Source organism: Caulobacter segnis (genome assembly GCF_019931575.1).
In the GTDB taxonomy this organism is placed as follows: Bacteria; Pseudomonadota; Alphaproteobacteria; order Caulobacterales; family Caulobacteraceae; genus Caulobacter; species Caulobacter segnis_C.
In genome coordinates, this window is the sequence record NZ_CP082923.1 from 3,545,682 (window position 1) to 3,559,702 (window position 14,021).

Sequence of the window (14,021 nt, forward strand, 5' to 3'; positions counted from 1 at the left end):
AACTAGGTATGGGCGTACCGATCCCTCCTTCCTCGAAAGCCTCGCAGGACGAGCGCTACGCCCGCGTCGCGGCCGCCTTCGGCCCGGCGCTGGAACGGCTGGCCCGCGCCAGCGAGGCCAACCCGGAACAGCGGCGAGACCTGCTGCAGGAGATCCACCTGGCGCTCTGGCGCAGCTTCGCGCGCTTCGACGACCGCTGCTCGGAGCGGACCTGGATGTATCGGGTGGCCCACAACGTGGCGGCCTCGCACGCCCGCCGCGCGCGGACCGGCAAGCTGCTGACCCTCGATGAGCTCGAGACCGTGGCCGATCCGGGCCAGCCCGATCCCGAGTTGCAGGTCGCCGAGCGCCACGCCGTGGCCCGGCTGACGGCCCTGGTCCGGACCCTGGCCGCGCCCGACCGGCAGATCGTCCTGCTCTATCTCGAAGGCCTGGAAGCCCGGGCCATCGGCGAGATCTGCGGTCTGTCCGCCGGCGCCGTGGCCACCAAGCTCTCGCGCCTCAAGGCGGTTCTCGTCCAACGCATCAACCAGGGAGGTCCCGATGACCGGTGATCCCTCCGACGAGCTTCAGGCCCTGTGGCGGGCCCAACCCACGGAGCACCAGCCCATGACCCTGGCCGAGATCCACCAGCGTGCGCGGAAGATGGAACGCAAGGTCCATCGTCGCAACCTGACCGAATACGTCGCCGGGGTCCTGGTGATCCTGGCCTTCGCGCCGGTGCTGCTGCGAAACGGAAGCTGGATGATGCAGGGCGGCGCGGCGTTGATCATCGTCGCGACGGTGATGGTGCTGGGCCATCTGCACCGGATGGCCTCGGCGCGGGCGGTGCCGGAAGGCGGCGCGCCGATCGTCGATTTCCATCGCCAGGAGCTGGTCCGCCAGCGCGACGCCCTTCGAACGGTCGGTCGCTGGTACCTGGCCCCGTTCCTCCCCGGCCTGGCTCTGGTGATCGCGGGTCGCTGGTTCCAGTCACATGCGCGTGGGCGTCCGATCGAGACCGACCATCTGATCATCCTCGTGGTGGCCGCCGTCATGGCCGTATTCATGGGCTTCGTCTGGGCGCTGAACCAGTGGGGCGCCAAGCGGCTTCAGAAGCGGATCGACGAGCTGGACGGCCGCTAGGCGCGACCAGCGAGCAACCTCCCCGCCGCCGCGATCCCCGCCTTCGCCGCCGCGCGGGGCGAGCCGCCGCCGGCCAAGACCGCGAGGGTCGCGCCGGCGAAGGTGTCGCCCGCGCCGGTGGCGTCGTCGACGGCCAGGGCGGCGACCGGCAGATCGAAGACCTCCCCCGCGGCCTCGACCCGCACGCCGTCCGCGCCGCGCGTCTCGAACAGCAGCTGTCCGGCCGGGGCCGGACCTTCTCGCCCCGCCTCCAGCCAGGCGCGTTCTCCGGCGTTGCAGAACACCACGTCCGCCCGCCGCGCCAGCCGCGCCGCCAGATCCGGCGGGAAGCAGGCCGGGTCGTCCTTGGCTATCCAGGCCAGCCGGGTCGTGGGCGAGACCCCGTCCAGCAGGCGGCGCAGGATCTCGGGAGGCCCGGCGGCGACCGCCAGCCACCCGGCCCCGGCGGCCAGGCGCTTCTGCCCCTCGGTCAGGGCGGCGGGTCCTGGCCGGAGCAGGCAACCATAGGTTCCGTCGGCGTTGTAGATCAGCAGGCAGCGGGTCGAAGGCGCGCCCGCCGTGGTCGCCACCCCCTGCAGGGAGACCTCGGCCACGCGACAGGCCTCGCGATAGGCCTCGCCATCCGCGTCGTCGCCGATCCAGGTCAGGGGCGCGGCCGCGACACCCGCGCGGGCCAGGGCGGCGCTGGCGAACAGCGCCGCACCGCCGGCGCGCGGCCAGGCGTCCTCCGCCCCCTGGCGCATCAGCAGCGTGCCGCGTCCGGTGAAGTCGCCCTCGACCCGCGCCACGTAGTCGATCGTCGCGAAGCCCGCGACCACCACCGCCACCATGCCGAAAACTCCCTCGTTCGCATCGCTTGACTGAAACGTTTCACTTGTTAGTTTGCAAGGACATTTCGCTATCGGATCGCCCAATGCAGCCGCCTTGTTTCATCGCTTTCACCGGCGTCGATCATCCCGACCTCCTGCCGGGCATGCTGAGGCTGTCGGCGCGCTATCCGATCGAGTGGGGCGTGCTGGTCGACCCGGCCCAGGAGGACAAGGCGCCGTTCCCGGACGCCGAGACCCGCGCCGCGCTGCTGGCCGCGCGCGAGCTGCGCTGGGCCGCCCATGTCTGCGGCGCGGCGGCCCGGGCGATCGTCGCCGATCCGATGTCCGCCCCCCTCGCCCCGGCCGGTGTCCAGCGGGTGCAGGTCAATCACGGCTTCCAGGGCAGCGACGCCGCCCAGGTCGCCGCCGCCCGCGACTACGGCCGCCGCCTGGGCGTGCGGACGGTGCTGCAGAGCCAGGGCGACTTTCCCGCCGAGACTGGGGTCGACTGGCTGTTCGACGTCTCGTTCGGCGCGGGCGTCCGCCCCAATCGCTGGCCCGCCCCGCCGGCCGCCGGCGGTCCCTTCGGCGGCTATTCGGGCGGCATCGGTCCCGACACGGTCGGCGACATCCTGGCCCGCATCGCCGCGCCGCAGGGCGCGCTCTACTGGATCGACATGGAGTCCGGGGTCCGCACCGACGGCGCCTTCGATCTCTCCAAGTGCGAGGCGGTCTGCCGCGCGGTCTACGGATGAGCCCTCCGCCTCGGCTGGTGATCCTCGACACCGATCCCGGCGTCGACGACGCCCTGGCCCTGCTCTATCTGCGCGCCCGCTCCGACCTGACGCTGCTGGCGATCACCACGGTGTTCGGCAACGCCGACGTCGGGACCACCACCCGCAACGCGCTCTGGCTGCGCGCGCGCCTTAGCCTGTCGGCGCCCGTCCATCGCGGCGCCGACAGGCCGCTGAGCCGCCCGCGCGGCCGCGCGCCCGTCCATGTGCACGGCGAGAACGGCCTGGGCGACATCAACCTCTCCGACCACAACCTGCCGCCGCCCGACGCCGGCGCGGCGCACGAGCGGATCGTGGACCTGGTCCGCGCCCATCCCGGCGCCGTGACCCTGGTGGCGATCGGACCGCTGACCAACCTGGCCCAAGCCCTGCGCGCGGCGCCAGACATCGCCAGCCTGGTCGCCGGGGTGACGATCATGGGCGGCGCCTTCGGGCGGGGGAACGTCACCCCCTATGCCGAGGCCAACATCCACAACGATCCCGACGCCGCCGCCGAGGTCCTGGCCGCGCCCTGGCCCGTCACCCTGGTTCCACTGGACGCGACCCTGGCCTGCGTCCTGACCGACGCGGCCGCCCACGACCTGGCGAGGGACGGCGGTGACACGGGGCGCTTCGCCCTGGAGGTCACGCGCGGCTACGCGGCCGCCTACGCCCGCCACGAGGGCCTCGAGGGCTGCGTGCTGCACGACGTCGCGGCGCTGGTCAGCCTGACCGCGCCCGAGCTGTTCTCGCCCAGGTTCGCGCCGGTGACCGTGGCCAAGCAGGGCGAGCGCATCGGCCAGACCGCATGGGCGGCCGAAGGTCCCTCGGTGCGGACCCTGCTAAGCGTCGACGGCCCACGCCTGGCGGAGCACTTCCGCCAGGCGATCGTTTCTCCCGGCTAGGCCAAGGCGCTGAAGGTCGGCGTGAAGCCGCACGCCCCGTCGCAGCACGAGGCGCGGGCATGGGCCAGGAAGTCCGGCTCGTGCCACCAGTATTCGGCCGAAGCCTCGCAGACGAAGCGCCGCTTGCCGCCCAGGGCCGCGTGCTGGGCGTGCTCGGCGAACGGGCCGATCAGGTCGGCGACGCTGTAGACCTCGCCGTGCTTGATCACCGTCACGACCTTGGCGGCGTCCTCGACGCGCGCCAGGGGATCGCCGTCGACCAGCACGAGGTCGGCGTAGTTCCCCGTCGTAATCGACCCCAGCGGCTCGTCCAGATATTCGGCCGAGGCGCTGGTGGCGGTGACCAGGGCCTCGTACGGCGTCATGCCGAACCGGGTCATGGCCCGCAGGTTCATGTGCAGGCTGACGGCGTTGAAGTCGATCGGCGAGTCCGTGCCGGTGGTGATACGACCGCCCGCCCGGACGGTGCGCGCCACCTCGGCGACGTTGCGCGACAGCGTGGCCAGGATGGTGGTGCGGTCCGCGGCGGCCATCTGCTTGGCCCGCTCCAGCAGGCGGGCGTACTCCCACGGCGGATACAGCGCCTTGACCCGGGGATCGTCGACCAGCGAGCGGTCGTCGCCCAAGAGGGCCGTCGAGGTGAACAGGGTCGGGGTGCGCGCGGCCTTGCTGGTCACGAAGGCGGCGTTGACGTCCTGGTAGATGTTGCCCAGGGCGCTGACGGTACGGGAATAGCCGGTGCGGCTGGTCGCGCCCAGGTGCTCCATGCCGTCCATGCCCAGCCCCAAGGCCGGGTAGTGGTAGTGCGAGGTCAGCGGCAGGCCCTTGGCGTGAGCCCAGGCGATGACCTCCTTCTGGCGCTCGCCCGACAGGCGGACATAGGTCTTGATCAGGTCGTAGGACAGCGCCTCGGCCCGCTGCAGCTCCAGCGCCATCTGGCCCGGCTCGGTGACCGGCCGCATGAAGTTGTAGAAGATCCGCGAGCCGTCGATCGCCTCGCCGGTGGCGTAGTAACGCGGGCCGACCCGCTTGCCGGACTCGATCGCCTCCTGGTCCTCGACCGTGTGATAGGCCGGGCCGCCAGGCGAGCGGGTAGTGGTCACGCCCAGTGACAGCCAGAGGCGCCCTTCCCGGTCGCCATAGCCATAGCCCTGCATCTGGCGGTGGGTGTGCATGTCGATCAGGCCGGGCATCACCGTGCCGGTCGGCGCGTCGATGACCTTGACGTCGGCCGCAACCTCGCCGCGCGGGGCGACGCCGGCGATGCGACCGTCGGAGATCAGCACGTCGACGTTCTTGCGCAGCTCCGGCGACTTGCCGTCCCACAGGCTGGCGGCGCGGACCACCAGGCGCCCCTTGGGGCGCACATTGGCCCAGGTCAGGCCGTGCGGCACGGTCCTGGGCTTGCCCCCAGCAGCGGCGATCAGCTTCAGCTGGCCGGCCGAGACGTAGATCAGGCTCTTGCCGTCGCCGCTCCAGCTGACGGCGTCAGTGACCTCGTCGTTCAGCGCCTTGGGCGGGCCCAGCAGCTTGCCGGCCTCGTCCACCGGCGAGAGGTGCAGGCGGCTGGCGAAGACATAGGCCAGGGTCTTGCCGTCCGGCGACCAGGCCGGGCCGTCGTCGCCCCGCGTGCCCAGCGAGCGGTCGGGCAGGATCGGGGCGTAGGTCCCCTTCCCGCTCGCCACGTCCACCGTCAGGATCTCGCTCAGGCCCTCGCGGAACCGCGCCGAGTACGGCTTGAAGGCGGCGTAGGCGATGGTCTTGTCGCCCGGTCCCCAGGTCGGCTTGCCGGGCTCCCAGAGGTCGCCATAGACGCGACGGGTCTCGCCGGTCGCGGCGTCGGCGACGAACAGGCCGCCGTTCTGGCTGAGGAAGGCGATCGACTTGCCGTCGCGCGACCAGGCGCTGGACACCGCCGCGCCGTCGAAGTGGGTGAGCTGCCGGCTGGCGCCGGTGGCCACGTCGCGCAGCCAGATGTCCAGCGTGCCGCCCTTGTCGGTCGAATAGGCCAGGGTCTTGCCGTCCGGCGACCAGGCCGGGTCGACCTTGCTGAAGCCATCCTTGATGAGCGGCTTTGCCGGGCCGCCGCCGATGTCGAGCAGGTAGAGGTCGTTCAGCGCCCGAAACACCACCTGGCGGCCGTCCGGCGACAGGGCCGGGCTGCCGATCCCGACGACGGGCCGGGTCTTGGCCGACAGGAAGTCACGGCTCTTCTTGGTATATTTCGGCGAAAGCACGGGGACGGTCGCCGTGAAGGCCACGACCTTGGCCTCGCCGCCGGGCGAGCGCAGCTTGATCTTGCCGTCGGCCGTGTAGGCGAACCCGCCCGACGGCAGCCACGAGACTCGGAACGGGAAGACGTCCTCGCCCCCGACCACCGCGCCGGCGGCGTTGCGCAGCTCGGCCTTGCCGTTCTCGATGGCGGTGAAGATCACGTCCTTGCCGTCCGGCGCGAAGGCCGGGCTGGCTAGCGAGGCGGCGTTGAAGCGGTCGGCCGAGGCCTTGACCTGGGCCACCGTCCGCCGCGTCCCGTCCACGCCCTGGACCTCGATGCGGACCTTGTCGACGGTGAAGGCGATGCTCTTGCCGTCCGGCGCCCACGAGGGTTCGAACTCGTCGCCGGGGCCCGCGCTGAAGGCGGTGATCCCGCCCGTCGCGACGTCCAGCAGGTGCACGCCATAGCGCCCGCCCCGGTCACTGGAGAAGGCGATCGTCTTGCCGTCCGGCGACCAGCGCGGCTCGCGGCAGTCGAACGATCCCTTGGTCAGCTGCTTCAGCCCCTGCCCGTCCGCGCCGATGGTCCAGACGTGGAAGTTGCCGTCGCGATAGGACTGGAAGGCGATGGTCTTGCCGTCCGGCGACCAGTCTGGCTGGGCGATCTCGAAGATCTCATCCGTCAGCCGCTTGGCTGGGCCACCCTCGATCGGGACCAGCCACAGCATGGCGTAGACGTCGAACGCCACGGTCTTCCCGTCGGGGGAGACCGTGGCGCAGATGTTGGTGCCTTCGCTGGCCGTGACGCTTCGCGTGTCGTTGGCTACGGGCTGGTCGGCCGCCGCCGCGCCGGGCGGAATCAGGGCCGCGACGCCCGAGGCGGCGATCGCCCCGCCGCCGATGGAGAAAAGCCGGCGGCGGCTGACGCCGCGCTTGGAACTCTTGGTCATCGTCAACTCGCAAAAAGGGCCGGTCCGGGGGCTGCCGGACCGGCCAGGCCAACCCTAGAACTTCGCCGCGACGCGAGCGTAGTAGAAGCCGCCGCTGATCCCGTACGGCGAGTACTGATTGTAGTAGGCGAAGGCGGGCGTGCCGCGGTTGGCGGCGCGAACGCTGTCGGGATAGGCGTCCAGCAGGTTGTTGGCGCCGACGCTGACCGTGATGCTGTCCGTCGCGGCGTAGCTGAGGTCGAGGTCGACGATCAGCTTGGGCGAGACGGTCTCGTCGTTGGCCGCCAGCGAGGTGCGCTGGATGACCTCGCCGTAGCGGGTCAGGCGCAGGTTGGTGTCGAACTTCCCGAGAGTCCAGTCAGCGCCCAGGATGTATTTGTCCTTGGGCGTGCCGACGGTCAGGTCGCCGATCTTCACGCGATCGATATAGACGATGCCCGCCGCCGCCAGGGCCGCCGGCGGCTGCACGACGCGGGTGAACTTGTTCTTGGTGTGGTTGGCCGAGAACGTCCACCGCACCGAGCCGAAGTCACCGAAGTCCGTGCGGTAGTCGGCCACGAAGTCGATGCCCTGCGTCTTCGTGTCGGCGAAGTTGCCGTAGTAGAAGGCCGCCTGTTGCGGGTTCAGGCCCTGGCTGGCCAGGGCGGTGCTGACCGCCGCGTTCGGGCCCAGCGTGCCGCTCTGCAGGATGCGGTTGTCGATCTTGATCTGGTAGACGTCCAGCGTGACGTGCAGCCGGGGCAGCGGCTCGGCGACGATGCCGACCGAGTAGTTGACCGACTTCTCCGGACGGAGCGGCTTGGCGCCCAGGGCGATGGCGGCCGGGTTGTCCGGCGGCAGCAACTGCACCGGATAGAGCTGGGTCGTCGTGGCCGGCGGCACGATGACGCCAATGGTGCTGGACGAGGCGTAGTGCTGCTGCTGCAGCGACGGCGCCCGGAAGCCCGTGCTGGCCGTGCCGCGGATCGCTAGGTTGGGCAGGATCGCGTAGCGGCTGGACAGCTTGAAGGTCTTGGCGTCGCCGAAGTCCGAATAGTGCTCGAAGCGGCCGGCGACGGCGACTTCCCAGGCCTGGGTCAGCTTCTGCTCGACGTTCAGATAGGCCGAGATGTTGTCACGCGAGAACGATCCGGCCGAGAACGGCGGGAAGCCGGTCACGCCCTGCGAGCCGCCAGCGAAGACGACGCCGGCCTGCGGGCTGCCGGCCGGGGCGACATAGCCGCCATTGATGTACGAGGCCGGCTCGCCCGCGACGATCTCGAACTTATCGTCGCGATATTCCGCGCCCAGCGCCACGAACAGCGGATCGGCGAAGACGCCGGTCGCGACCTCGCGCGTCAGGTCCAGGTTCGAGGTCCATTCCTGGAACTTCAGCGTGCCCAGGTAGAAGTAGCTGGGGCTGGCCGGGCCCAGCGAGGCGTTCAGCGAGTTCTCGTAGTAGTCGACGTCGTCGCGGCTGAAGCTGCTCGACAGGTCCCAGTCGAAGCCCAGCAGTTCCGTGCCCTTGGCGCCGAACGAGACCTGGAAGTCGCGGTCCTTGAGGAACAGGCGCGGGGTGTAGCCGTCAGGATAGACCGCGATGTTGTTGTTGGCGGCGTTCGGGTTGCGGAAGGTCAGCCAGGCGGCGGTGTTGCGGCTGGAGAAGGTGCCGAACGAATAGAGGTCGATCGTGTCGCTCAGCGGCGAGCCGGCGCTGTAGCCCAGCGAGAACAGCTGGACCTGCGGCGAGCCCGGATGGCTGGTGTGGCGGTTGGCCGTGGCCTCGCGCGGATCCAGGGTCGAACCGGCCGTGCCCACCTTGACCGGCTGGCCGGCGGCGTTCAGCGGGAAGTACATCTGAGTGGTGTTGAGCGTCTTGTCGCCCCGATCGGTCGGGTCGGTGACGCGGACGTCAGCCGTCAGGTTCAGATAGCCGGACTCGCCCAGCTTCATGCCGAGATTGCCGGAGAATTGGCCGGTCTCGCCGTCACCCTCGGCGGTCTTGCCGTAGAGCGCGGTCATCGAGCCGCCCTCGGGGCTCTTCTTGAGGATGACGTTGATGACCCCGGCCAGGGCGTCCGAGCCGTACTGGGCCGAGGCGCCATCACGCAGCACTTCGATCCGCTCGATCGCGCTGGAGGGGATCAGATCGAGGTCGGGCGGCGACTGGCCGTTCTGGGTCGTGCCATTGACGAACAGGATGGCGGTGTTGTGCCGGCGCTTGCCGTTGACCAGCACCAGGGTCTGGTCAGCCGACAGGCCGCGCAGCGACACCGTCTTGATCGCGAAGCTGGCGCCCGCGCCGCTGTTGGAGGTGTTGGCCGACGGCACCAGGGTCGAGATCAAGTCGCGCGTCGACTGCTTGCCGCTCTTGGTCAGCTCGGCCGCCGAGATGACGTCGATCGGCGCCATGCTCTCGGTCACCGTGCGCGAGGTCGAGCGCGTGCCGGTGACGATCACTTCCTCGATGATGCTGATCTCGGGCTCGGGCGGCGGAGCCGGCTCCGGAGCCGGGGCCGAGACCGCGCTGGCCGCGCCGGACCAGCCGGTGCGGATCAGGCCCGTACGCGGCGGGGCCAGGATGATCGTCTTGCCGTCGTTGGAGACCACCGTCAGGCCCGTACCGCTCAGCAGCTGCTGCAGGGCGCGATCGACCGGCAGGGCGCCGCTCACCGGCGCGGTGCGCTTGCCCTCGGCCGCGTCGGACTGCACCAGGATCTGCACGCCCGCCTGGCGCGCGAACTGGCGAATGCCCGCCGCCGCCGGCTGGGCCTCGATCTTGAACGTCGCCTGGGCCAGGGCCGCTCCGGCGCTCAGCGCCCACACGGCCGAGGCGGCCAGCAGCATCCCCCGCCTTGCGGAACGGTTCGTCCACACACGCATCGACAATCCCCCATCGTTCCGAGGCCAGCCACACGCGGCCTCCAGACATGACGAAGGGTGGGCGCCGATTTTCCGGGGGCTGGACGCGTCCTTGATCCGATCACGGCCCAACCCGCCCGCTTTTGCGCCAGCTTCGACATCCGGCGCCCGTTTCGCATGCGCGACGACACGACGACCCAGCCCGACGGAAGTCTTTTCCGCCGAGTTCCAACCTTCCAAAACTTTCATGAACACCCCCGATTTTGAAATCGGAGGACAATAGGACGCGCGTCGCGCCCTATACTGAGTCAATATACATGATCAGGAAGTAAGATTTACTCATATCGTCAGGACGAATGAGTTATATTCAATGCAGTTCTAATCAGCGTTTAAAATATATGCTCAGGAAATATGAGCGCGAGCGATGCGGATGGTGCGCGCATCGTCATCGACCACGGCGCCGAGTGTCGCGGCGACAGCGGCTGCGAAACTTTCGGGCTCGTTCGTCTGGAATAAACCAACAAATCGCTCGCGCGCGAGAGCTGGGTCCTCGATCACGATCTGGCGACTATTGTAGCGATTGAACAGCTTGGCGGCCTGCTCCAGGCTTTCGCCGTCCAGGGCGATCTCGCCATTGCGCCAGGCCAGGCTGCGCTCGATCTCCGACGGCGACTCCGCCACGGTCGGCGCGGCCGTGCTGGCCAGGATCACCCGCTCGCCGGCCGCCAGTCGCCGACGCGAGTTCGGATCGCCCTCGACCCAGGTCTCGACCACGCCCTCGGTGACCATCACATCGACGCCGGCGCCGACCTCGTCGCCGCGCCGGACCGAGAAGGCGGTGCCGACCGCGCGCACGCGCACCGGCCCGGCCGCCACTACGAAGGGCCGCTCGGGATCCTTGGCGACCTGGAACCAGGCCTCGCCCTCCTGCAGCACGATCCGCCGCGACTTGGGCTTCATCGTCACGTCCAGGGCGGTCTTGGTGTTGATCGCCACCAGCGAGCCGTCGGCCAGCGGCACCCGGCGGATCTCGCCCAAGCGGGTGTCCAGGCGCTGGGGCCTGAGGGACCAGGCGCCGAACCCGCCGACCAGCGCCGCGGCCACGGCCCCGCCCGCCCCGGCGAGCAAAGCGCGGCGGTTGGGACGCTTGGCGGAGACGGCGGCGACGGGCGGCGTGGCGTTGGCCAGGGCGCGGCCTCGATCCAGGAAGCTGATCGCGGCCTGGGCGCGAAGGAAGGCCCCCGCCCGGCGCGCGTCGCCCCTCAGCCAGGCCTGCAGATCGGGATCGTGCTCGACATCCAGCCCGTGCGCGTCGACGCGGGCGGCCCAGTCGGCCGCCTCCTCGTCAATCTCGCTTGCGGACGGAATGGAGCTCATGGGCCTCGCCGACTGCCGGATGATCTTGCGTCGTCGCTTCCGATAAGGCCCGCAGGATTAAACGCAAGCCCCGGGCCGATTGCATCTCCACGACATTCTCGGTGACCCCCAGCCGCGCGGCGGTCTCCTTCTGCGACAGGCCGTGGATCCGGCGCAGGGTGAAGATCTGTCGACACCGCTCGGGAAGTCCTTCGATCAGCTGCTGCACCCTCCCCAGCTCGCGGCGGCTGGCGACCACCCGTTCGGGAGAGGGCCCCTCATCTACGACGTTCAGGGCGTCGATTTCCGTGACGCAATCGATACGAACGACGCGCGCGCGTCGAATTTTCTCGATCGCGATGTTTCGCGCCGTCCGGAAGAAGTAGGCGCGCCCGTTGACGATGTGGGCGACGCTCTCCAGCGCGGCCAGCCGGCAATAGGTCTCCTGGACCACGTCGTCGATGTCGGCGGGCGGACTGCCGGAGCGTCGCAGCCAGGCGCGAACGTCGGCTTCATGCGGAAGGATCTGGCCGCCGACGAAGGCGACGATCTCGGCGCGATTCTGCTTCAACGGGCCCTCGCGGATGGCGAATGTTGGCGGAACGACGTTCGGGCCGCTTCGTACGACCGCGCAACCTGGCGACAGGCATTTCCGCTCTCGATAGGGGCCAGGCGCCGCCCCACGGGGCAGTTCATGCCCCTCGGTGCCCTGTGGCGCACCGCCCCGGCAATGGCTCCGTCTATCGGAGCGATAGGAACAATCAATTTTACCAGCGTCCCGTTGGGCGCACTGTGCATGACGTCGGGGGTCGGCGCTGGGTGGAAGCCAAAGCGGAGGAAGACGACGATGGATGCGAAAGTCGAAGACAGCGTTCAGGGCCAATGCCCGATGGGGCGCGGTCGCGGCGGCAGAGGCAACCGGGATTGGTGGCCGGACAATCTGCGTCTCGAGGGACTGAACCAGCACTCGCCACGCTCCAATCCGATGGGCGAAGCGTTCGACTACGCCAAGGCCTTCAAGGGCCTGGACCTGAACGCGGTGATCGCCGATCTGCACGCCCTGATGACGGACTCGCAGGACTGGTGGCCGGCCGACTTCGGGCACTATGGCGGTCTTTTCATCCGCCTGGCCTGGCACAGCGCCGGCACCTATCGCATCACCGACGGCCGCGGCGGCGCGGGCGGCGGGCAGCAACGCTTCGCCCCGCTGAACAGCTGGCCGGACAACGCCAACCTGGACAAGGCGCGCCGGCTGCTCTGGCCGATCAAGCAGAAGTACGGGGCCGCGCTCTCTTGGGCCGACCTCTATGTGCTGGTCGGCAACGTCGCCCTGGAATCGATGGGCTTCAAGACGTTCGGCTTCGGCGGCGGCCGGGTCGACCAGTGGGAGCCCGAGGAGCTCTATTGGGGTCCCGAAGGCTCATGGCTGGGCGACGAGCGCTACAGCGGCGAGCGGCAGTTGCACCCGGCGCTGGGCGCGGTGCAGATGGGCCTGATCTACGTCAATCCGGAGGGGCCGAACGGCAATCCCGATCCGAAGGCGGCCGCGCACGACATCCGCTCCACCTTCGCCCGCATGGCGATGAACGACGAGGAGACCGTCGCCCTGATCGCCGGCGGCCACAGCTTCGGCAAGACCCACGGCGCGGGGGATCCCTCGTTCGTCGGGGCCGAGCCCGAGGGCGGTGCGATCGAGGACCAGGGCTTCGGCTGGAAGAGCAAGCACGGCACGGGCATCGGCCCGGACGCCATCACCGGCGGGCCCGAAGTCATCTGGACCCAGACGCCGACCCGCTGGAGCAACCTCTTCTTCGAGAACCTGTTCAACAACGAGTGGGAGCTGACCAAGAGCCCCGCTGGCGTCCAGCAGTGGGAAGCCAAGGGCGCGCCGGCCGATATCCCGGACGCCTACGACCCGGCCAAGAAGCACCGTCCGAAGATGCTGACGACGGACTTGGCCCTGCGGTTCGACCCCGAATACGAGAAGATCTCGCGCCGGTTCCTCGAGCACCCAGACCAGTTCGCCGACGCCTTCGCCCGCGCCTGGTTCAAGCTGACCCACCGCGACATGGGCCCCAAGCCACGTTACCTGGGCCCGCTGGTGCCGGAGGAGACGCTGATCTGGCAGGATCCGATCCCGGCCGTGGACCATCCGCTGGTCGACGCCGCCGACATCAAGGCGCTGAAGGACAAGATCCTGGCGTCGGGTCTGTCGGTCCCGGAGCTGGTGTCGACGGCCTGGGCCTCGGCCTCGACCTATCGCAAGTCGGACAAGCGCGGCGGCGCCAACGGCGCGCGCGTCCGCCTGGCGCCGCAGAAGGACTGGGCGGTCAATGACCCGCCCGTCCTGGCCAAGGTGCTGTCGACGCTGGAAGGCGTCCAGAAGGACTTCAACGGCTCGGCCTCGGGCGGCAAGAAGATCTCGCTGGCCGACCTGATCGTGCTGGCGGGCTCGGCGGCGGTCGAGAAGGCCGCCAAGGACGCCGGAACGCCGATCGAGGTCCCGTTCTCGCCGGGCCGCATGGACGCCTCGGCAGAACAGACCGACGCGGACTCGTTCGCGCCGCTGGAGCCGCTGTCCGACGGCTTCCGCAACTATCGCCGCGAAGGGACCCAGTTCATGGCCCCCGAGGAGGCGCTGATCGACCGGGCCCAGCTCTTGGGCCTGTCGGCGCCGGAGCTGACGGTGCTGGTCGGCGGCCTGCGGGTGCTGGGCGCGAACACGGGCGGCTCCAAGGCCGGGGTCTTCACCGACCGTCCCGGCGTGCTGACGACCGACTTCTTCGTCAACCTGCTCAGCATGGGCACGACCTGGAGCCCGACGGCGGTCAACGCCTTCGCAGGCCATGACCGCAAGAGCAGCCAGCCCCGCTGGACCGCCTCGCGCGTCGACCTGATCTTCGGCTCCCACGCCGAACTGCGGGCCTTCGCCGAGGTCTATGGCTGCGCCGACTCGCAGGGCAAGTTCGTGAAGGACTTCGTGGCGGCCTGGACCAAGGTGATGAACGCCGACCGTCTGGACCTGCACTGACCTTGAAGGGCGGCCGC

The 14,021-nt window shown here is 69.7% G+C and carries 10 protein-coding genes; 5 read left to right on the forward strand and 5 right to left on the reverse strand.

Annotated elements, in window-relative coordinates:
* The first annotated feature begins 8 nt into the window (after positions 1 to 8).
* Both K8940_RS16290 and K8940_RS16295 read left to right on the forward strand, forming a co-directional pair.
* A complete protein-coding gene (locus tag K8940_RS16290; protein ID WP_223391126.1) occupies positions 9 to 554 on the forward strand; it encodes an RNA polymerase sigma factor in 546 nt (181 codons plus the stop codon).
* Positions 544 to 1,125, forward strand: coding sequence for a hypothetical protein (locus K8940_RS16295; protein WP_223391128.1), 582 nt, complete (start codon positions 544 to 546; stop codon positions 1,123 to 1,125). The genes K8940_RS16290 and K8940_RS16295 overlap by 11 nt, the downstream gene beginning before the upstream one ends.
* Here K8940_RS16295 and K8940_RS16300 read toward each other — a convergent pair.
* Positions 1,122 to 1,955, reverse strand: a complete 834-nt coding sequence (locus K8940_RS16300; protein ID WP_223391130.1) for a carbohydrate kinase family protein — start codon at positions 1,953 to 1,955, stop codon at positions 1,122 to 1,124. The two genes, K8940_RS16295 and K8940_RS16300, sit on opposite strands and share 4 nt — an antisense overlap.
* Before the next feature lie 83 nt (positions 1,956 to 2,038).
* Here K8940_RS16300 and K8940_RS16305 point away from each other — a divergent pair, with 83 nt between their 5' ends.
* Together K8940_RS16305 and K8940_RS16310 are read left to right on the forward strand one after the other, a co-directional pair.
* On the forward strand, positions 2,039 to 2,689 hold the full coding sequence (locus K8940_RS16305; protein WP_223391132.1) for a phosphoribosylanthranilate isomerase: 651 nt from the start codon (positions 2,039 to 2,041) through the stop codon (positions 2,687 to 2,689).
* On the forward strand, positions 2,686 to 3,612 hold the full coding sequence (locus tag K8940_RS16310) for a nucleoside hydrolase (RefSeq protein ID WP_223391133.1): 927 nt from the start codon (positions 2,686 to 2,688) through the stop codon (positions 3,610 to 3,612). The genes K8940_RS16305 and K8940_RS16310 overlap by 4 nt, the downstream gene beginning before the upstream one ends.
* Here K8940_RS16310 and K8940_RS16315 read toward each other — a convergent pair.
* From K8940_RS16315 to K8940_RS16330, 4 genes are all read right to left on the reverse strand, one after another.
* Entirely contained in the window at positions 3,609 to 6,776 is a 3,168-nt protein-coding gene (locus K8940_RS16315; RefSeq protein WP_223391134.1) for an amidohydrolase family protein, read from the reverse strand. The genes K8940_RS16310 and K8940_RS16315 overlap by 4 nt on opposite strands.
* A 54-nt stretch (positions 6,777 to 6,830) precedes the next feature.
* Positions 6,831 to 9,602: a TonB-dependent receptor gene (locus K8940_RS16320; protein ID WP_223391135.1), complete on the reverse strand. Its 2,772-nt coding sequence runs from the start codon at positions 9,600 to 9,602 to the stop codon at positions 6,831 to 6,833.
* Positions 9,603 to 10,019: 417 nt separating this feature from the next.
* Positions 10,020 to 10,994 carry a FecR family protein gene (locus K8940_RS16325; RefSeq protein WP_223391136.1) on the reverse strand — a complete coding sequence of 325 codons (975 nt, stop codon included), beginning with the start codon at positions 10,992 to 10,994 and terminating at the stop codon, positions 10,020 to 10,022.
* Positions 10,963 to 11,544, reverse strand: coding sequence for an RNA polymerase sigma factor (locus K8940_RS16330; protein WP_223391137.1), 582 nt, complete (start codon positions 11,542 to 11,544; stop codon positions 10,963 to 10,965). The genes K8940_RS16325 and K8940_RS16330 overlap by 32 nt, the downstream gene beginning before the upstream one ends.
* A gap of 225 nt (positions 11,545 to 11,769) precedes the next feature.
* On the opposite strand from K8940_RS16330, the gene katG reads away from it, so the two are divergent.
* Positions 11,770 to 14,004 carry a catalase/peroxidase HPI gene (gene katG / locus K8940_RS16335; RefSeq protein WP_223391138.1) on the forward strand — a complete coding sequence of 745 codons (2,235 nt, stop codon included), beginning with the start codon at positions 11,770 to 11,772 and terminating at the stop codon, positions 14,002 to 14,004.
* Positions 14,005 to 14,021: the final 17 nt, after the last annotated feature.

Coding starts and splice junctions, on each gene's coding strand:
- katG (WP_223391138.1), top strand. CDS start 11,770: ATGACGTCGGGGGTCGGCGCTGGGTGGAAGCCAAAGCGGAGGAAGACG.
- K8940_RS16310 (WP_223391133.1), top strand. CDS start 2,686: ATGAGCCCTCCGCCTCGGCTGGTGATCCTCGACACCGATCCCGGCGTC.
- K8940_RS16315 (WP_223391134.1), bottom strand. CDS start 6,776: ATGACCAAGAGTTCCAAGCGCGGCGTCAGCCGCCGCCGGCTTTTCTCC.
- K8940_RS16305 (WP_223391132.1), top strand. CDS start 2,039: ATGCAGCCGCCTTGTTTCATCGCTTTCACCGGCGTCGATCATCCCGAC.
- K8940_RS16290 (WP_223391126.1), top strand. CDS start 9: ATGGGCGTACCGATCCCTCCTTCCTCGAAAGCCTCGCAGGACGAGCGC.
- K8940_RS16300 (WP_223391130.1), bottom strand. CDS start 1,955: ATGGTGGCGGTGGTGGTCGCGGGCTTCGCGACGATCGACTACGTGGCG.
- K8940_RS16320 (WP_223391135.1), bottom strand. CDS start 9,602: ATGCTGCTGGCCGCCTCGGCCGTGTGGGCGCTGAGCGCCGGAGCGGCC.
- K8940_RS16325 (WP_223391136.1), bottom strand. CDS start 10,994: ATGAGCTCCATTCCGTCCGCAAGCGAGATTGACGAGGAGGCGGCCGAC.
- K8940_RS16295 (WP_223391128.1), top strand. CDS start 544: ATGACCGGTGATCCCTCCGACGAGCTTCAGGCCCTGTGGCGGGCCCAA.